General features: G+C 42.3%; 18 protein-coding genes and 1 pseudogene. 13 read left to right on the top strand and 6 right to left on the bottom strand.

Features of this window, described 5'->3' with window-relative positions:
* Positions 1 to 42: 42 nt before the first annotated feature.
* Positions 43 to 918: a prolipoprotein diacylglyceryl transferase gene (lgt, locus tag ACFE90_RS15880; RefSeq protein WP_375502088.1), complete on the bottom strand. Its 876-nt coding sequence runs from the start codon at positions 916 to 918 to the stop codon at positions 43 to 45.
* Positions 919 to 1,320: 402 nt separating this feature from the next.
* Between lgt and coaD the strand changes: the two genes are divergently transcribed.
* From coaD to ACFE90_RS15865, 3 genes are all read left to right on the top strand, one after another.
* Positions 1,321 to 1,872, top strand: a complete 552-nt coding sequence (gene coaD, locus ACFE90_RS15875) for a pantetheine-phosphate adenylyltransferase (RefSeq protein WP_375502086.1) — start codon at positions 1,321 to 1,323, stop codon at positions 1,870 to 1,872.
* Positions 1,782 to 2,450 carry a DivIVA domain-containing protein gene (locus ACFE90_RS15870; protein WP_375502084.1) on the top strand — a complete coding sequence of 223 codons (669 nt, stop codon included), beginning with the start codon at positions 1,782 to 1,784 and terminating at the stop codon, positions 2,448 to 2,450. Before coaD ends, ACFE90_RS15870 begins: the two co-directional genes overlap by 91 nt.
* A gap of 157 nt (positions 2,451 to 2,607) precedes the next feature.
* A complete protein-coding gene (locus ACFE90_RS15865; protein ID WP_375502082.1) occupies positions 2,608 to 2,934 on the top strand; it encodes a Ycf66 family protein in 327 nt (108 codons plus the stop codon).
* Positions 2,935 to 3,229: 295 nt separating this feature from the next.
* On the opposite strand, the gene ACFE90_RS15860 is transcribed toward ACFE90_RS15865, so the two are convergent.
* From ACFE90_RS15860 to cysS, 3 genes are all read right to left on the bottom strand, one after another.
* Positions 3,230 to 4,576, bottom strand: a complete 1,347-nt coding sequence (locus ACFE90_RS15860; protein ID WP_375502080.1) for a TldD/PmbA family protein — start codon at positions 4,574 to 4,576, stop codon at positions 3,230 to 3,232.
* A 213-nt stretch (positions 4,577 to 4,789) separates the two neighbouring features.
* Positions 4,790 to 6,229 (bottom strand): TldD/PmbA family protein, encoded by a 1,440-nt coding sequence (locus tag ACFE90_RS15855; protein ID WP_375502078.1) that lies wholly within the window; start codon positions 6,227 to 6,229, stop codon positions 4,790 to 4,792.
* A gap of 13 nt (positions 6,230 to 6,242) precedes the next feature.
* Positions 6,243 to 7,730 (bottom strand): cysteine--tRNA ligase, encoded by a 1,488-nt coding sequence (gene cysS, locus ACFE90_RS15850; protein ID WP_375502076.1) that lies wholly within the window; start codon positions 7,728 to 7,730, stop codon positions 6,243 to 6,245.
* 241 nt (positions 7,731 to 7,971) lie between these two features.
* Between cysS and ACFE90_RS15845 the strand changes: the two genes are divergently transcribed.
* From ACFE90_RS15845 to ACFE90_RS15825, 5 genes are all read left to right on the top strand, one after another.
* A complete protein-coding gene (locus ACFE90_RS15845; RefSeq protein WP_375502074.1) occupies positions 7,972 to 9,096 on the top strand; it encodes a CobW family GTP-binding protein in 1,125 nt (374 codons plus the stop codon).
* 204 nt (positions 9,097 to 9,300) lie between these two features.
* The gene (gene dtd / locus ACFE90_RS15840) at positions 9,301 to 9,753 is read left to right on the top strand and encodes a D-aminoacyl-tRNA deacylase (RefSeq protein WP_375502072.1); all 453 of its coding nucleotides are present in this window, start codon (positions 9,301 to 9,303) and stop codon (positions 9,751 to 9,753) included.
* A gap of 103 nt (positions 9,754 to 9,856) precedes the next feature.
* A complete protein-coding gene (psb28, locus tag ACFE90_RS15835) occupies positions 9,857 to 10,198 on the top strand; it encodes a photosystem II reaction center protein Psb28 (RefSeq protein ID WP_375502070.1) in 342 nt (113 codons plus the stop codon).
* 97 nt (positions 10,199 to 10,295) lie between these two features.
* Complete coding sequence (locus ACFE90_RS15830) at positions 10,296 to 10,796, top strand: molybdenum cofactor biosynthesis protein B (RefSeq protein ID WP_375502068.1); 501 nt, start codon at positions 10,296 to 10,298, stop codon at positions 10,794 to 10,796.
* 274 nt (positions 10,797 to 11,070) lie between these two features.
* A complete protein-coding gene (locus ACFE90_RS15825) occupies positions 11,071 to 12,822 on the top strand; it encodes a diguanylate cyclase domain-containing protein (RefSeq protein ID WP_375502066.1) in 1,752 nt (583 codons plus the stop codon).
* 340 nt (positions 12,823 to 13,162) lie between these two features.
* Here ACFE90_RS15825 and mraY read toward each other — a convergent pair whose 3' ends face one another.
* Both mraY and ACFE90_RS15815 read right to left on the bottom strand, forming a co-directional pair.
* Positions 13,163 to 14,254 (bottom strand): phospho-N-acetylmuramoyl-pentapeptide-transferase, encoded by a 1,092-nt coding sequence (mraY, locus tag ACFE90_RS15820; RefSeq protein ID WP_375502064.1) that lies wholly within the window; start codon positions 14,252 to 14,254, stop codon positions 13,163 to 13,165.
* A gap of 77 nt (positions 14,255 to 14,331) precedes the next feature.
* Positions 14,332 to 14,568, bottom strand: coding sequence for a DUF3134 domain-containing protein (locus tag ACFE90_RS15815; protein WP_375502062.1), 237 nt, complete (start codon positions 14,566 to 14,568; stop codon positions 14,332 to 14,334).
* Positions 14,569 to 14,810: 242 nt separating this feature from the next.
* Here ACFE90_RS15815 and ACFE90_RS15810 point away from each other — a divergent pair, with 242 nt between their 5' ends.
* From ACFE90_RS15810 to mdh, 5 genes and pseudogenes are all read left to right on the top strand, one after another.
* Positions 14,811 to 15,395: a PAP/fibrillin family protein gene (locus ACFE90_RS15810; protein WP_375502060.1), complete on the top strand. Its 585-nt coding sequence runs from the start codon at positions 14,811 to 14,813 to the stop codon at positions 15,393 to 15,395.
* A 281-nt stretch (positions 15,396 to 15,676) separates the two neighbouring features.
* Entirely contained in the window at positions 15,677 to 15,892 is a 216-nt protein-coding gene (locus tag ACFE90_RS15805; protein ID WP_375502058.1) for a photosystem I reaction center subunit IV, read from the top strand.
* Positions 15,893 to 16,143: 251 nt separating this feature from the next.
* On the top strand, positions 16,144 to 17,004 hold the full coding sequence (locus ACFE90_RS15800) for a DNA-formamidopyrimidine glycosylase (protein WP_375502056.1): 861 nt from the start codon (positions 16,144 to 16,146) through the stop codon (positions 17,002 to 17,004).
* Between the two features lie 103 nt (positions 17,005 to 17,107).
* Positions 17,108 to 17,323, top strand: a complete 216-nt coding sequence (locus ACFE90_RS15795) for an NAD(P)H-quinone oxidoreductase subunit O (protein ID WP_100899786.1) — start codon at positions 17,108 to 17,110, stop codon at positions 17,321 to 17,323.
* 164 nt (positions 17,324 to 17,487) lie between these two features.
* Positions 17,488 to 18,480, top strand: a pseudogene (gene mdh, locus ACFE90_RS15790) (malate dehydrogenase).
* Positions 18,481 to 18,657: the final 177 nt, after the last annotated feature.

Here is an 18,657-nt window from a genome sequence, read left to right as displayed (position 1 = left end):
CCCCTGCTCCCTGCTTCCCCTGCTCCCTGCTCCCCTGCTTTTTCATACCCTCATCTCCCCATCTCCCTTTGGAGTAGGAACTACGTCGGGTAAAGGGCGTTTGAGTAAGTAAAGCCAAGCTAATCCAACTAATCCAAATAAAATTCCTAGACTACTGACTACTTGTGCCATCCGTAACGGCCCTAGCATCAGGCTATCAGTGCGAAAACCTTCAATCCACAAGCGTCCTAAGCTGTAGGCTGGCCAGTAAACTAGAAACAGTGTGCCTACCTTCAAACGTGGCTTACCAGACAAAGACCGGAAAAACAAAGTTATTAATAGCGCAAACACCGCTAAATCCCACAGAGATTCGTAGAGGAAGGTGGGATGGAAGTAATCGAAGCTAGCATACTCTAGAGGACGATGATCTGGTGGAATATACAGCTTCCAGGGTAAATTTGTAGGATCGCCAAAAGCTTCAGAATTAAAGAAATTGCCCCAACGTCCGATCGCTTGCCCTAAAATCAGCGAAGGCGCTACTAAATCTGCCAGTTGCCAAAAAGAAACCTGCTTGATTTTGGCAAAGATTAACGCAGCCAAAACGCCACCAAGAATTGCTCCATGAATGGCAATACCTCCTTCCCAGATAGCAAAGATTTTTCCTGGAGTCGGGGCATATTTTGACCACTCAAAAAAAACGTAATATAGCCGTGCGCCAGGAATCGCTCCAATCAATAACCAAAAGAATAAATCGCCTAACAACTCAGGATTAACATTACGACGCTTTGCCAATTCCTGGGAAAGGATAACGCCAATTAACACTGCTGTGGCAATCAATAAGCCATACCAACGGATACTGAGTGGCCCTAATTTCACCAGAATCGGTCCTGGAGAAGTAAATTGAAACGCCAAGGGCAAGGTGGAAAAATCCAGTGCCATGAAAAATTACCTAGAATAGTTCGTTAACTACCCGCGCACTTTCCTAAGTACTGGGTATTTTTAGTATCGAATGCTGGAACTGTACTTAAGTACTCCACAATTTCGTGGGGACACAAATAGAAATCTAGCATCCATATTTAGGAGTTTATAGCGGTTTTGTTCAACCTCACCCCCAACCCCTGTCCTTGCTAAGGAGAGGGAAGCGTTTGCTTTACTCAAATGCGGGGTGAAGTTCCGGCTATTTGTACCGCTATAGTTCCTAACGCCTAGTTGAGCATAACTTGTACCAGCAAAACAATTGAGTAAAGCATCCTTACTCAGAGCGCAAGATGGTAAATTTGAGTAGGTTACACAAAAGAGCTTCGATATAATCACCTAAACAACTTTGATATATCTAAAATTGTGATTGCTATTTATCCTGGTAGCTTCGACCCCATTACCTTGGGACACCTTGACCTCATTGGGCGCGGTAGTCGGCTGTTTGAGCGGGTAATTGTCGCTGTACTGCGGAACCCCAACAAAATGCCACTTTTTAGCGTCCAGCAACGGCTAGATCAGATCAGTCTTTCTACACAACATCTACCTAATATAGAAGTAGACAGCTTTGATGGACTTACCGTCAACTATGCTCAAATGCGACAAGCACAAGTTTTGCTGCGGGGTTTACGGGCTGTGTCAGATTTTGAAGTGGAACTGCAAATGGCTCACACCAATAAAACTCTTTCTACCCAAATAGAAACAGTTTTTCTCGCAACCTCAAATGAGTATAGTTTTTTAAGTAGTAGTGTGGTAAAAGAGATTGCAAGGTTTGGTGGCTCTATCGATCATCTCGTTCCCCCACACATTGCCCTAGATATATACCAATGCTACAATCAGAACTCTCCAATGTTGAACCCAATCTCAACGGAAGCAATCCCCCCCCTCAAGAGTATCTCGGCGGAGAGGGAAGCATAGATATTCAGCAGGAACTCAACCGTCTAGAGGAAATGGTTCTCTCTAGTCTCAGGATTCCTTTAATGGGACGCACTCTCATAGATGAAGAAAAGCTGCTAGATCAGCTTGATTACATCCGGCTTGCCTTACCATCGCTTTTTCAAGAAGCAGCAACTATCCTCAACCAAAAGGACGAAATTCTGCTGGAAGCGGAAGAGTATGGACAGCAGGTTGTTGAGGCCGCGCAAGCAAAAAGAGCGCAAATTTTAGCTGAAAGCGATATTATTCAACAGGCAGAACAAGAAGCTGAACAACTGCGGCGACAAGTGCAACAAGAGTGTGAGGCAATAATGCAAGAAACTCTCTCGGAAATTGAGCGTAAACGGTATGCTTGTCAACAAGAGTTAGAACAAATGAGGCAAACTGCGATCGCTCAGGCTCAAGAAATTGAAGATGGTGCTGATGCTTATGCTGATGGCATCCTGGAAAATATTGAGCAGGATCTCAAGCAGATGTTGCGAATTATCACCAACGGGCGGCAACAATTGCAAATTGATAACCTTACCCAGCGCAATTCACCTCCAGGTAATAAAAAATAGAGGTTATAACGAGAGATGAGAAAAAATTATAGGTTGGGTTTCGCTATTGCTTAACCCAACAATTTTCATCCGGTAAGACTTTTATTCATCCTTTAAACTTAATCTATTTAGTAATAGGTTTAAAATTTTAGCTTTTAATTAAGCAGGATTTTTTATAATGCTTACTTTCGCTCAAGTGAATTTTGGATTAAATCTAGCTGGTTTAATTGGAATTATTTATATACTTTTGGCAATTGTTTACTTTATTTTAACAGTAGCTTGGCTAGCCCAACGTGGAACTAGGCTTACAGGTTGGGCTTTAGCCCTTTACATTATTCAAGTGGTATTTACACCAATAATAATGTTATTATGCGGAATAATTTTATTTTTTCAAGGTTGGCGTTTAGATCCAATTCTTCAATTTGAGCAATTTTTATTGCTACTATTAATTGTTTATTTTACTATCAAAGATATTGTAATTAATGCAGTTTACAGAGATAGATAATTTTAGCATTGAGAGAATATGATGAAGAAAATTTGTGTTTAAAACTCATAAAAATGGGTACTGGTACTAGAAAAATTACTTAATCCCCAGTCCCCAGTATCCTTCAGTGCGATCGCGATTGGTTAATTCGCTTTTGCAATTCGGCTTCAATTTCTTCATCTGTGCTGCAAAACCCTTTCTGCATAAGGATAACAGGTTTAAAAAAGCATGGATTTAATATTAGGAACCATAAAGGGAGCGATAGAGCCTATTTATACCTCTTAGCTTTTGATTTCCTGTCAGCAGATAATTACGATTACAAAGTATATGTAAAATCCTCTACCAGCATACCGGGAACTAAACTACCTCCTAGTTGACGACTTTCATAAGTTCCTACTTCGGGAATAAACTCCTGAAAATTGGTCAAATCTACTAACTTATCTCCCCAAAAGCGATAGAGACTTTCGTCAAAACGTAAGTTTTCAATGGGGGCGATAATTTCTCCATTTTCTACCCAAAAACAAGCATAACGGGTCATACCTGTGATTCTACCAGTGTGGCGATCGCTCCAATTCAAGTAATGTAAATTAGATACATATAATCCAGTATCTAAACTCGGAAGAATCTGCTCAAATCCTAAATTTCCAGTAGTCACTTCTGGCGCACGTAAAGTCTCTGAACCATTAGCACCGTTGGCAATTTTTTGATATTCCTTAGCAGTCCGAGAATTCACTAAAGTATTTACCAAATATCCTTTTTCTATTACTGGTAACTCCGGTGCTGCTATTTCTCCTAATTCATTAAATCGCGGCACTAATCCTCTCTGAAAGTTTTCTTTCAAACTCAATATTGGGGAAAGTTGTTTTTCTTGACGCGATAAAGCAGCTAAAGCACTGTTTCCTTGTTGAATATCAGCTTCGCTGACTGCTCCCCAAGAAAGCATTGCTAATAAATCTCCAACAGCAGCAGGTGCAAAATAAGTTTTATATTGTCCCCGTGGTAATTCTTTAGCTAGGCGAGCAAGCAATTCAAGTTGCTTTTTAGCTTCGCTAATTTTGGCTATGTAAGCAGATATATCCCAATTACTTCCTGCAAATGTCCCCTTAACTGCTTGTCCAGAGGTGGAAAATAGAGAATAATCTAAAGTAAAAGAATCAGTAGCAAACCAGTGTTTTTGCCCGTTGGAATCACCATAAGCTTTAATTACTATTCCTCCAGCATATATACCAGTAAAATCTAATTCAGCAACTAGTTCTAACACAGTTGGTACTACTGCTTCCGCCGCCAATAAATTCCCGGAATGTATTTCCCTACTAGTATTATTTCCTGATGGCAAAACTAGATACGGATCGATGGGTAGTAGAATAAGTTCGTCACGTAGTTCCTGTAAAGCAGTATATGCTAACTGCCAATCTACATCCCAATTTCCAGTAAAGGGGAATTGCCGAATACTGCTGCGCTGGTCTGCCATCAAAGTCAGTTCGATCCAACCATCAGCAACACAACCAGTTTGTCGCACTTTGGCATGATTAAAACGAGTAAATTGACTTCTTTCACTGCTGAGTTTCACAGTGAATTGTTCACTTTTAGATTTTTTAATCAGCAGAGTTTCAATCAGTTGATTAAAGCTGACTTCTAACGCAGATAATTCCTCAATTTTCATAGATATATATTAAATATTAATAGGGAGTGGGGAGTGGGGAGTAGGGACGCAGAGAATGAAAATGTCTCTATGTCCCCGTGTCGTCTTCAACGAAGAGGCAGGGGGAAGGCGGCTATTAGCTGGGAAAATGAAGAAGAGGAATTGGGACAAGGAGCAGGGGACAGGGGAGAAAGTTTCCCCTTTTCCCCCTGCTCCCTGCTCCCTTGCCTCTTTTCACGTTCCTCCACCAAAAACTTCGACATTCGCAAATACACAAACAGGTGAACCATGTCCTACCCAAATAGCCTGATTTGGTTCTCCTTTACCACAATAAGGAGTACCATACATTTGCCAGTTGTCAGCATTTCCTACTTGGATTAAGCTGTGCCAAAATTCTGGTGTTGTGGCGCGATAGTTAGGATTACGGAGGGTTTTAGTGAGTTTACCATTTTCAATTAATTTAGCGTACTCGCAACCAAATTGGAATTTGTAGCGGCGATCGTCAATTGACCAAGAACGGTTAGATTCCATGTAAACGCCGTGTTCTATGCCGCCAATAATGCCTTCAAAGCTAGCGTTTAGAGGCTCTAAATTTAAGTTTGCCATGCGATCAATCGCTGGTCGATTCCATGAGGAAGCACGGGCACAGGCAACTCCTGCTACACCTGCTCTGGCTTGACTCTCTAGACTGCCTAAACCCCTTTGCAGTACTCCTTCTTTAACCAAATATTCCTTTGTTGCTACAGCACCCGTATCATCAAAGCCATAGCTAGAAAATTCACCAGGCACAGTGGGATCAAAGGTAATGTTCATCAATGGCGAACCATATACTAGGTTGCCAAAATCACTTTTATTAACGAAGCTGCCCCCAGCATAGTTACGCTCATCTCCCAAAATCCGGTCAATTTCTAGGGGATGCCCGACACTTTCATGGATTTGCAGCATCATTTGGTCTGGGGCTAAAACTAAATTAGTACGAGTGGTTGGGCATTCCTCTGCTGTCAATAGTTCTACTGCTTGTTCGCCAATTTTCCGCACCCGATGCCATAAGTTTTCTTGTTTTAAAAGTTCTAGTCCGCCTTGGTAACAGTTTGCCTGAGAACCATTGTTACTGCGCTGCTGTACAACCGTACCATCTTGGGCAGTAGCTCCATAATGAGTGCCTATGGATAGAATTTTTTGATAGACTTCTGAGCCGTTGCTGCTAATAAACCAAGACTCCCTCTCAATGGTGCTAGCACTGGCTATGGTTTGCACAATCTTGTCGTCAACTTTCAGCGTTTGGCAAATACGAACCAGTAAATCGTTGATTTCTCCTGGACTTAAAGCATCCAATGGCTCAAGGTATGGAGATTTATATTCACCAACGACTTTAGGGCGCTCACTTTCACGGAAGGGATGTATCCACCATTCACTGGCGGCTAGTGCCTGTTTATAGGCTGTTTCGGCAGCATTTTGTAGGGAAGACAGTTCCAGAGAGTTAGTTGCTGCATAACCCAGACAGCCATTTACCAAAACTTCCAGCATGGCTCCTACAGTGAAGGATTTGCCGTTTAGTTGGGGTAAGCCATCACGGACTGAACGGGTTGTAGAAGTCTCCTTTACGGCTCTAATACCAATCCAATCAGCAGGAATGTCGAAACTAGCGATCGCTTTTTTTAGAGTAATCCACATAAGAATTTAAAATTTAATTCCGGTGCCAGCGTGTACCATCACGGCTATCAATTAGCGTAATACCTTCTGCTTGGAGTTCGTCACGAATGCGATCGCTTTCGGCAAAATTCTTGGCTTTACGTGCTTCTTGCCTTTGCTGAATTTTCGCTTCAATTTCTGCATCGCTTAAACCATTACTCTTATCAGGTTCTGCTTCTATCTCGGCTTCTAAACCTAAAACTCCAGCCAATGTGACAAGAGTTTGCCATTGACGCTGTAATTCATCAGGGGAAGTTTCGGTTTTCCCTTCATGCACAATAATGTTTCCTTCACGGCGCAGTTCTTTGGCTAATTCAAACAGCACTGTTAACCCACCAGGAAAATTAAAGTCGTTATTTACAACTTCTTGAAAGCGTTCAATAGTTTCAGGGAGTAGTGAGGCAGTTCCTATTCCCCACTCCCCACTCCCCACTCCCCAACCTAGTTGTTTACCGTATTGGTAGCCAAAAAGTAAACCTTCCTTAATGGTGTGCCAACCGTTGGTTGCTGCGGCGATCGCTTCGTCTGTAAAATCTATGGGTGTGCGATATTGAGCGGTCAGGACGAACAACCGCACTGCCATCGGCTCAACTCCTCGATCCAGTAATTCTCGAATAGTGATAAAGTTGCCCAAAGATTTGGACATTTTTTCACCATCTACCTTCACCATGCCGTTATGTAACCAATAACGCGCCAGGGGTTTTCCTGTTACAGCCTCAGATTGGGCAATTTCGTTTTCGTGGTGGGGAAAAATTAAGTCAGCACCACCAGCATGAATATCTATGGTATCACCCAGGCGATCGCGCACCATTGCCGAGCATTCAATGTGCCACCCTGGACGGCCTGCGCCCCACGGTGACTCCCAAGCTGGTTCTCCTGGTTTTGCTGCCTTCCATAAAGCAAAATCAAAGGGGTCTTTCTTTTTCTGATATTCTGGATCTTCTACATTGACGCGTAGGCGTAGCCCGCCGTAGGCATCGCTTTTCCCGGCTTGCATATCTTCTAACTTGCGTCCAGAAAGCTTGCCATATTCGGCAAACTGCCGCACTGCATAATACACATCGCCGTCAGCAGGGTAAGCAAAACCTTTATTTTCCAACTCATGAATTAACCGTTGAATGCCATTCATGGTATGGGTAGCACGGGGATATTCATCAGCTTCTTTGATTCCCAATCGCGCCATATCTTCAAAATATGCTTTGATAAAGCGATCGGCTACAGCTTCCATTGATGAATGTTCAACACAGGCTCGATTGAGAATTTTGTCATCAATATCAGTAAAATTTTGGATATATCGCACTTGATAGCCGATAAACTGGAGGTATCGGCGCACTACGTCCCAAACGATGCAAGCTCTGGCATGACCCAAATGGCAGTAGTCGTACACCGTCACACCGCAGTAATACATCTTAACTTTGCCTGCTTCGACTGTTTCAAACGGTTCTTGACGACGGGTGAGGGTATTGTGAAGGGTTAGGGTCATAACAGAGTAATGCTGACAATAAGAAGATACGTAATAATAGGGTAAAGCAGCTGGGATGACAGTCCAGCATCCCTATGCTAGTACGTCACGGCGGAAATCAACATACTACTTGGATAAAATCTCGAAAGCCCAGAAATCAAGGGTTTTTGAATTTTGACTTTTGACTTCCGTCTTGCGGCGCTAGTGTTTTCTGGACTATCTGCGCTACATTACTATTTTTTGATTATTTGATAACAGCGCTATGCAATCAGCAGTTACACCCGAATCTTCGGCAATGGATACGCCCAAACAAGGAATGCCAGTAACAATTATTACGGGTTTCCTTGGTAGTGGTAAGACGACTTTACTCAATCATATCCTCAACAACCAACAGGGTTTGAAAACCGCAGTTCTCGTGAATGAATTTGGCGAAATTGGCATCGACAACGAGCTAATTGTTTCCACTGGTGAGAACATGGTGGAGCTAAATAATGGTTGTATCTGCTGCACTATTAATAATGATTTGGTAGATGCAGTTTACAAAGTTTTAGAACGGCAAGAAAATCTAGATTATCTAGTTGTGGAAACAACTGGATTGGCTGATCCACTACCAGTAGCTTTAACATTTCTGGGTACAGAATTGCGAGATTTAACTCGTTTAGATTCAATTATTACCGTAGTAGACGCGGCAAATTACAGCCTAGATTTATTTAATTCTCAGGCGGCATATAGCCAGATTGCTTATGGTGATGTAATTGTACTGAACAAAACTGATTTGGTTGATGAAGCCACATTGAATGAGTTAGAAACAAAAATTAACGAAGTTAAAGAAGGAGCGAGAATTCTCCGTACCACGCGATCGCAAGTGCCACTTCCGTTAATTCTCAGTGTTGGTCTGTTTGAGTCTGATAAATATTTTGACACAGTGGTGGAGCAACACGACCATCACGATCATGAACATCACGATCATCATGATGATCACGATCACTCAACATGCGGTCACGATCATCACGACCATGACCATGACCATGACCATCACGATCATCACCATCATTCTGACCATTTAGAAAATGATGGTTTTACTTCCATCTCTTTCCAAAGTGACAAGCCTTTTTCTATTAGGAAGTTTCAGTATTTCTTAGATAACCAGCTACCCTCAAATATCTTCCGAGCGAAGGGGATTATGTGGTTTGATGAAAGTCCGAAGCGTCATATTTTCCACCTATGCGGTAAACGCTTTACCTTGGATGATGATGAATGGCAAGGTCAACTGAAAAACCAGTTAGTACTGATTGGTCAAAATTTGGATCGTGAGACTTTAATTAGTCAACTCGAAAACTGCATTTGTCTACCTTCAAGCTCTCGCGGTAAAGGATTTGGCAAGTAAAAGTTAGCACAGACGCGATTAATCGCGTCTGTACGTTCCCAGGTTCTACCTGGGAATGTATTCCCAATGGCTCTATCATCAATTTTGAACAATGAAAATGAGATAATAGCGTAGGCGTAGCCCGTCGTAGACATCGCTTCCTCACTCCCCTGTCGTTTACGCGCGAGTGTTTCGCCAATAATTACGAATTACGAATTAGTTAAAATGCGCGTTGTTATCCAGCGAGTCAAATCATCTCAAGTTACAGTTAATGGTGAAATTGTCGGCAAAATCGGGCGGGGGCTAAATTTACTCGTAGGCATAGCCAATACTGATACTGATGCTGAAATCGACTGGATGGTGCGTAAGTGCTTGGAATTACGGCTGTTTCCTGACGAGGAAGGAGACGACCGTTGGCAAAAATCTGTACAAGAAATTGGCGGCGATTTATTAGTAGTCAGTCAGTTTACTCTTTACGGTGACTGTCGCAAAGGTCGCCGCCCTTCTTTTGACCGTTCAGCCGCTCCCCAATCAGCAGCAGATTTGTATAATCGTTTTGTTACCAAGTTAAAAGCTAGCGGTTTGCAGGTGGAAACAGGTCAATTTGGTGCAATGATGCAAGTTACAATTGAAAATGATGGCCCTGTAACTTTGTTACTTGAAAAAGAAGGGATTTAAGTATATACACACAAAAATGAATCACAATAGCCTCTAGACCGTGGTGTTCTAATTGATGAGAGAATATTAAATTAACCATCACAAAAGTTTAAATTCAGTCATCATGGCGAAAATCCAGTTTTCTAGGGGTCTTGACGAAGAAGTAACTCCAGAGGTGCGCTTGACGCGATCGCGCACTGGTGGCAGTGGCACAGCGACGTTTATTTTTACCAATCCAAAGATTTTAGATCAAGGTAGCACCGAAGATATTACCGGGATGTACCTGATTGACCAAGAAGGAGAGATAATTACCCGTGAAGTTAAAGCTAAATTTATCAACGGGAAACCGGAAGCATTAGAAGCACTTTACGTGATGAAATCTGCCCAAGAATGGGATCGCTTTATGCGCTTCATGGAACGGTATGCTGAAGAAAACGATCTGGGACTGAGCAAAAATGAGGCTTAGGGTATAGGGCATTGGGCATGGGGAATTGTCATGTTCAATAAGTGCGCCATTTACCATGCCCAATTATCCATTAGTCAAAATTCATGAGTGACATATAATGCTACAACCCCACCCAGACTCGCCTAGAATTACGGTAACTTGTGCTGTGGTTACTGTCAGCGATACACGCACTTTTGAAACAGACAAAAGTGGCCAGCTAATTCAGCAGTTACTCCTTGATGCTAACCATGCTGTAGGAGCCTACACAATTATCAAAGATGAACCAACACAAATTCAAGAGCAGATAGAAAATTTAGGTAAAAGCTCAAATTTGAATGCTGTAATTTTCAGTGGTGGTACAGGCATTGCACCAAGAGATACTACTTATGATGCCATTGAAAAGTTACTAGAGAAAACCTTACCGGGATTTGGTGAGTTATTCCGTTTTTTAAGTTATCAAGAAATTGGTTCGCGGGCGATCGCTTCTCGCGCTGTTGCTGGTGTTTATCAAAATAAATTAATCTTCTCGCTTCCTGGTTCCAGTAATGCTGTGCGACTGGCTATGGAAAAATTGATTTTACCCGAACTCACTCACTTGGTAAATCAGGTTTATAGTTAGTCATTAGTCATTAGTCAATAGTCATTAGTATGAAAAAGCAGGAAAAATTCTGAAAAACTATTAATGATTAATGACTTGGATTTCCACCCATGTCTAAAGCCATTGGCTCTCGACGGCGCAAGGACTTTGGTAAAATGAACAGCCTTTGAGAAAGTTATTATAAAAAGTTTTGTAAAACCAAGGCATAAATCACAAAAATCATCCTTTGTCTAGTTATATTTTGAAGATACCAGAACTATAGTGAAACGGATAAAATTTTAATATCAGGTCAGTAATGGAGCCTATTTACTGGAATTGCATAATTGCTCACGGCATCACTGCATTTTCATACTTTGGCATCCCTATAGTAATAGGGGTTTTCTTTGCCAAAACTAAGGCAACTATCCCTTCTAAGTTTTGGCTAGCCTTTTTCTTATCAGGTGGATTCATACTAATTTGCGGATTTCATCACTTTCTAGCAATCTTTGAGCCACAGATGGCAGTGTCGCTGCTGCACTTAGGCGTGCTTGATCTAATGGCGTTTATTTCCTTGTGTGTCTTACTCTACCTGATGCCAACCGCTTATCAAATTTTAGAAGCGATCGCCAGACATCAAGAAGACACATGCGAACTTCAACGCAGTCAGCAGATACAAAGGCTATTCCTAGATCAGGGCCCCTTTGGAGCTTATATTAAAGATGAGCAATCTAGAGTGCTTTATTACAACCAGGAGCTACAGTCTAGATTTTCGGTAGATTCACAAGAATGGTTGGGGAAAACCGATAGTGAATTCTTGCCAGATCCAGAAGAGGGACGGCGGGTTATGGAAAACGATCAAGTCGTTTTGAAGACTCTACGCCCCTTAAAGCTGATTGAAGAGGTAAAGATACCTGGTAATGATCAGCCGTGCTACTGGCTATCGTTTAAGTTTCCTTTTAGCGATGGCGCAACGGGCGCTTGCCGCATCGGTGGAATTAGTATCGATATTACAGAATCCATTGAAGCACAGCGATCGCTCACCGATCTAAATCGGCAATTAGAAGAAAAAACACTGAAACTAGAGGCAAAAAAACAGGAACTGATATATCTCTCAGATATGGCGGATATGCTTTATTGCTGCGAATCTGAAGATGAGGTGTATCAAGTGGTCGCTTTAACCTGTTCTAAGCTATTTCCTAATATGAGCGGCTGTATCTATATAATTGCTAATTCTAAGAATTATGTTCAGATGAATAGTTTTTGGGGAGATGAAAGAACTAGTAAAGAAATATTTTCCCTATCTAATTGTTGGGCATTGCGAAGAGGAAAATCAAACCTTTTATTGCCTCATAATTCTGGACTAATGTGCAATCACTTAATAGAGCCTGTTAGCGGCACACATTTATGTGTTCCATTGTTTGGACAAGGCGAAGTAATTGGGATTTTACACATCTATGCGCTTGAAGAAGTCTGTTCAGAAGCTCAACAAATTACTGAGATTATTGCTAGAACCTTAGCCATTGCACTAAATAATCTCTCGATAAAACAACGTCTAGCCTATGATAACTTGCGGGATGGGATGACCCAACTATTCAATCAAAGCTATTTGCAAACCATAACGGAACAGAGGCTAGCAGAGGCTGAACGATCGGGAGAACCTCTTAGTGTTATTTTCCTTGATATTGATAACTTCAAATCTTACAACTCGCGCTATGGGCATTTGACCGCCAACATTGTTCTCCAGGGATTAGCAAAACTGCTGTTAAAATCTATTCGATCCTTTGATATTGCTTGCAGATGGGGTGGTGAAGAATTTGTGATTGTGATGCCTAATATGACACTGGAAAACCTCAGGAAGCGAGTAGAAGAACTCAGGGTAGATGTTGAACAAATGCAATTGAAGGATGGCGATCGCATTCTCGAAGGCATTACCGCTTCTTTTGGAATAGCTGTATCAGAACCAGGGATTACAGTTAAAGATTTTCTGAATCGGGCAAATCAAGCGATGCTTGAGGCAAAGCGAACAGGCAAAAATCGGGTTATAGAGTATGTAAATAGGTACAATTAAATAGGTCGGCGTAAATAATTATCGTTGGGATAAGGCAGGGGGCAGTTCTTGCTGGGAGCAGGGGGAAAGAGGGTTTTAACCTTGTTTACTTTTCTTCACATAGTTTGCTTTTATTGTGCCGACTTACTTAATTCATAATTTATAATTTTAAAAACGCCAAGGGATGAAATGAGCATTTCTTCAGTTGGCATCAAGCGTCAGACTTTCCAGAATAGTAATCTGAAACTTATAAATTTCTTGTCTAAAAAAACAACTCCCTGGAAATGTGGGAGTTGTCATTTTATATTCGAGCAGTTTTTCAAACAATTCAGAATAGAGCGATGCCTGCGGCGGGCTGCGCCTACGCCAAACAGATGGCAGCCAAAATAGCAGCGATGACATAAAATACTCCAACCACTTGCAATTCTGACCAGCCAGTGAGTTCTAAATGATGGTGTAAGGGTGCCATTTTAAAGAGGCGCTTGCCTTTGCCATCAGGGCCTTTGGTGGCTTTGTAATAACTAACCTGTGCCATCACCGAAAGAGTTTCTACAAAGAAGATACCACTGAGAATAAATAGAGCTACTAGAGTGTTCGTCAATAGCGCTACAGCCGCTAAAGCGCCGCCTAGTGCTAAAGAACCGGTATCTCCCATGAAAACGCGGGCTGGGTTACGGTTATGGGCTAAGAAACCTAAGCACCCACCACTTAAAGCAGCACAGAAAACCATCAACCCAGGTGCTGTAGGTGCGACTAAAGCACCTAATGCCAAAAGTGCGATCGCTACTGTTCCTGCTGCCAAGCCATCAATACCATCTGTTAAATTAGTCGCATTACTTTCTGCAACTAGAACAAAACCTGCCAAAGGCCAAAATAGGAATCCTAAGGGAAGTGTAAAGCTCACCCAAGGCAAAGCAATATTTGTAATATTAGAAGGTTGATTAAATACCAGCCATAGACAAAACACTGCCGCAAAACCCACCTGCAAAGCCAGTTTCGTTGCGGGAGATATACCTTTATTTGATTTACGGCGCAGAATTTGCCAATCGTCGAGCCAGCCAATCAATCCGTAGCTGATTGTCAATGCCGAAACTGCAAGCACCTCTTTCGCAAAGTTAGATAATATACAGGCAATTATCACACCTACAGGGATAAAAAATATACCTCCCATTGTTGGCGTGCCTGCCTTTTTTAGATGAGCTTCGGGCCCATCTTCACGAATTATTTGTCCAGTTTTGAGCGCTTGAAGTAGGGGTATTACCCAATAGCCCACGGCACCTGAACCCATAGCACACAAAAGTAGTGGCAGGGTTAAGGACGTACTTTGCCAGGGTAGCCTATTGGCCATCGAATCCAATAAAAATGCTGTTGTACCTAGCCCTACGGTTAATAAAGAGGCTAGAGCGATTCCAGAAATATTTAAACCTTGCTCAGGAGATAATTTAGCGTCCACAGAAGTTTCCCTTCACTCCACACTTATAAAATTCAATATCAAACTAGGGATACTACCAAGTCCCTAGCCGGAAAAGGCTAATCCTCGGCGATTCCTATATCGTCATCATCATCAAGGTCGTAGCCAATCCCATCTTCTACACCCATTAGAGAGTCTATTTCTTCTTCGTCATCTTGAAAATCCGGTTCGTGAACGTCACGCGCGATGATCCGGCTGTTGGTTTGCAACCAGTCCAATAAAGAGGACTCTTGCTTTAAGGGGATGACATCGGCTCGTTGATTACGGGGTACTTCACGTAATGGAGAGTTCAACATATCGAGGAGGACAAGAAAATGTATACGTAAGTTGACATTTAGAGTCTATCACTTGGCACGGATTTATTTAGTTATCTTTTCAACCCTTTCGTTGATAAATCCGCATTCAGATAGAAATTTTTTATTTAATAGGCATAAGGCTTAAGTCAAGCAATTTAGTAGTAATTTTTATGGTTCTACACATAGGTTATGAATATCTTGTTTATGCTGATGGAAAGGACTGATTTTTGAGGTGACAGGCGATGATCACAAAAGCGGCTCTAATAGATGCGATCGCTGGCACAAATCGCGGTCTACTGGCTACCCAAGCCCAGAAACAGGCTATCTTAGCAGCGATCGCCAATTTAGAAGATTTTAATCCTACACCCCGTCCGGTAGAAGCTAACAATTTGCTAGATGGCAATTGGCGATTACTATACACCACCAGCAAGGCTCTTTTAAACTTAGATAGTCTACCTTTGTGCAAACTGGGTCAAATCTATCAGTGTATCCGGGTTGATACTGCCAGTGTTTACAACATAGCTGAGATTTATGGCTTACCTTATTTAGAAGGATTAGTTAGCGTTGCTGCTAAATTTGAGCCAGTTTCAGGTCGGCGTGTCCAAGTTAAATTTGAGCGCTCTATTATCGGCTTACAACGTTTAATAGAATACAATTCTCCGGTAACTTTTATCCAACAAATTGAAGCAGGTAGAAAATTTTCCGCAATTGATTTTGCAATCAAGAGTGATAAACAGCAAGGCTGGTTAGATATCACTTATATAGATAACGATCTGCGGATCGGCAGAGGTAACGAGGGAAGTGTGTTTGTCTTAACTAAAACATAAGCTTCTACAAAATAACCGCTTGCGAACGAAGGTACGCTATAACGTGTGACTTGTCAAGTAAAATCTAATACAGTTTTCAATTTTGGTTAGGGAGTGGGGAGTGGGGGAGATGAGGGAGAAAGAATAATTAATATTCAATGCCCTAATTCCCAATTCCCAATGCTCCATAACTCAATTCAGACAAATAACTTAACAAAGACTCTTGCTGCGGCCTTCAGGTTGTAGAGTGAAATCAATTAGCCCTCTAGATTGGCGATTGATAACTAAAAGGGAAAATAATCATGGTTCAACGTGGTTCTAAAGTACGTATTCTCCGCCCTGAATCCTACTGGTTTCAGGATCTAGGAACTGTGGCTTCCATTGACCAAAGCGGCATCAAATACCCTGTAATTGTCCGCTTTGAAAAGGTCAATTACGCCGGTATCAATACCAACAACTTTGCTCAGGATGAATTAGTAGAGGTTGAAGCACCAAAGACTAAAGCACCTAAAAAATAGCAGCAAAGCTACAAGGGGCTTGTTTGATGCGATGATGAAGGGTAGTCTTAAGTCTGAAGTATGAAGTCTGAAAATTTCAGTTCATTCATCTTTCACCCAAGCCTACCCTAATCTATGAGAAGCTGCCCTGCGGGTATTTACGGTTTCTCTTGGGTAGTAATATGAGCCATATAAAGCTGTATAAGTTACTACTCCATCTCTTCTTTATTCAACGCCCAAGTACATAAAAATTGCCTGCTTAATCAGTTTGAATGCCTGAACTGCCTGAAGTTGAAACAGTCCGAAGGGGCCTAAATCAATTGACCCTTAACCAAGAAATTACGGGTGGAGATGTGTTGCTCGATCGCACCATCGCCTACCCGTTTTCTGTTGATGAGTTTGTTGATGGAATTAAAAAGAATGCCATCGCTACTTGGCATCGTCGCGGTAAATATCTCCTCGCCGAACTCTCTTCCCCCTCTTCCACAGGTTGGCTAGGGGTTCATCTGCGAATGACCGGTCAACTACTATGGCTACATCGAGATGAACCATTACATAAGCACACGCGGGTTAGATTATTCTTTGGGGAACACCAGGAATTACGCTTTGTCGATCAGCGTACCTTCGGGAAAATGTGGTGGGTTCCGCCTGGTGTTGCTGTAGAAAGTATTATGACTGGTTTGGCAACACTGGCAGCAGATCCATTTTCACCTGAATTCACTGTCGAGTATTTAGCAACTAAACTCCAAAACCGCCGTCGTCCAATTAAGACTGCACTACTCGATCAATCGGTAGTGGCGGGATTAGGTAACATTTATGCCGATGAAGCCCTGTTTAAGAGTGGAATTTTACCTGAAACCTTGTGTATAGATTTGCAGCTAAAGCAAATTGAGCATTTGCGAACAGCGATAATTCAAGTTTTAGAAACCAGCATTGAGGCTGGCGGTACGACTTTTAGTAATTTCTTAAGTGTTAAGGGTGTCAACGGCAATTATGGTGGTGTTGCCTGGGTTTATAACCGTGCTGGAGAACCCTGTCGAGTTTGTGACACTCCAATTATGCGGATTAGGTTAGCTGGGCGATCTAGTCACTTTTGCCCCCAGTGTCAAACGGTACGGGGAATTAGGAGTTAGGGGAGACGCGATTAATCGCGTCTGTACAAGAGTTAGGAGTTTTTATCTCGGAAGTCTCTTAAAATGCGGATAAGTCTAATCTAGAAATTTGAGAGGGGAATTCATGGCAGTCAAAAAAGGAGATATGGTTCGCGCTATCCGCGAGAAACTGGAAAACAGTCTGGAAGCAAAAGCCAGTGATACTCGCTTTCCTCCCTATTTGTTTGACAGCAAGGGCGAAATTGTAGATATCAAAGGTGATTACGCCCTTGTTAAGTTCGGGAAAGTGCCAACGCCAAATGTTTGGTTGCGTGTGGATCAGCTTGAAGAGTTTAAATAATAAGAAAGAATTCAGGAGTCAGAATGAATCGGCGGAGATTCAGCAGATAGATTTGGTGTAATGTTTCACCGTTTATTCATCTGCTAGTCATACAGAGTTCGTACTGAATTCTGACTCCTAGATTCTGAATTCTGGTTAATAAAAATTGCACTTTAATAATAATTATGTCTTCTTCCCCTAACTCCCCAATTGTGTGTAGTTTACCTCGTGTCACCATCGTGGGTGCGGGTAGGGTTGGCAGTACTTTAGCCCAACGCGTTGCAAAGAAAAACCTGGCTGATGTAGTTTTACTAGATATTATTGCGGGAATGCCTCAAGGTTTGGCACTGGATTTGATGGAAGCCAGGGGAATTGAAATACATAATCGCCAAATTATCGGCACGAATAATTATGCTGATACATCTGGTTCTGAAATTGTAGTGATTACGGCAGGACTTCCCCGCAAACCAGGGATAAGTCGGGATGATTTGCTGAAAACTAATGCCAAGATTGTGGTGGAAGCGGCAAAAAATGCGTAGGCGTAGCCCGTCGTAGATATCGCTCATTCTCCCAATGCTATTTTTATTGTCGTCACCAATCCGTTGGATGTGATGACTTATTTAGCTTGGCAAGCAACTGGTTTACCACGCAATCGCATTATGGGTATGGCTGGCGTGTTAGATTCCGCCCGTTTTGAAACCTTTATTGCCCTAGAATTGGGGGTTTTGCCTGCCGATGTCAAAGCAATGGTTTTGGGTAGCCACGGCGATTTAATGGTTCCGTTGTCTCGTTATGCTACCGTTAACGGCATTCCCATCACGGAATTGCTGGATGTAGCCACAATTGAACGCTTGGTAGAAAGAACTCGCAACGGTGGCGCAGAAATTGTGGAATTGATGCAGACAGGAGGTGCTTTTTTTGCTCCGGCATCGGCTACTAGCGTGATGGTAGAATCGATTTTGCTAAATCAGTCGCGGTTATTGCCTGTGGCGGCGTATCTGCAAGGTGAATACGGTTTAGAAGATGTTGTGATTGGTGTTCCCTGTCGGTTGGGATGCGGTGGAATTGAAAGTATTTTGGAATTAAATCTCAGCGATCGCCAAAGAGAGGGTTTGCATACTTCTGCTCAATATGTGCGTAAAAGTATTGAGCGATCGCAAGAAATTTTGGCTGAGTAGAGCCTCCTAAATCCCCCTTAAAAAAAGGGGGACTTTGACTCAGTTACCCCTTTTTGAAGGGGGTTAGGTTTCTTAACGGCGGTAATCGTCATCTGCGGGATCGCCGTAGGGATCTTCGCTGGCTGGACGGACATTACCAAATTCCCCTTGGTCTGCGGGGTCGCCGTAGGGGTCTTC

The organism is uncultured Nostoc sp. (assembly GCF_964245445.1).
Classification (GTDB): domain Bacteria; phylum Cyanobacteriota; class Cyanobacteriia; order Cyanobacteriales; family Nostocaceae; genus Nostoc.
Note: the sequence above shows the minus strand (reverse complement) of the source record. Positions and strands in the feature narration are given on the sequence as shown.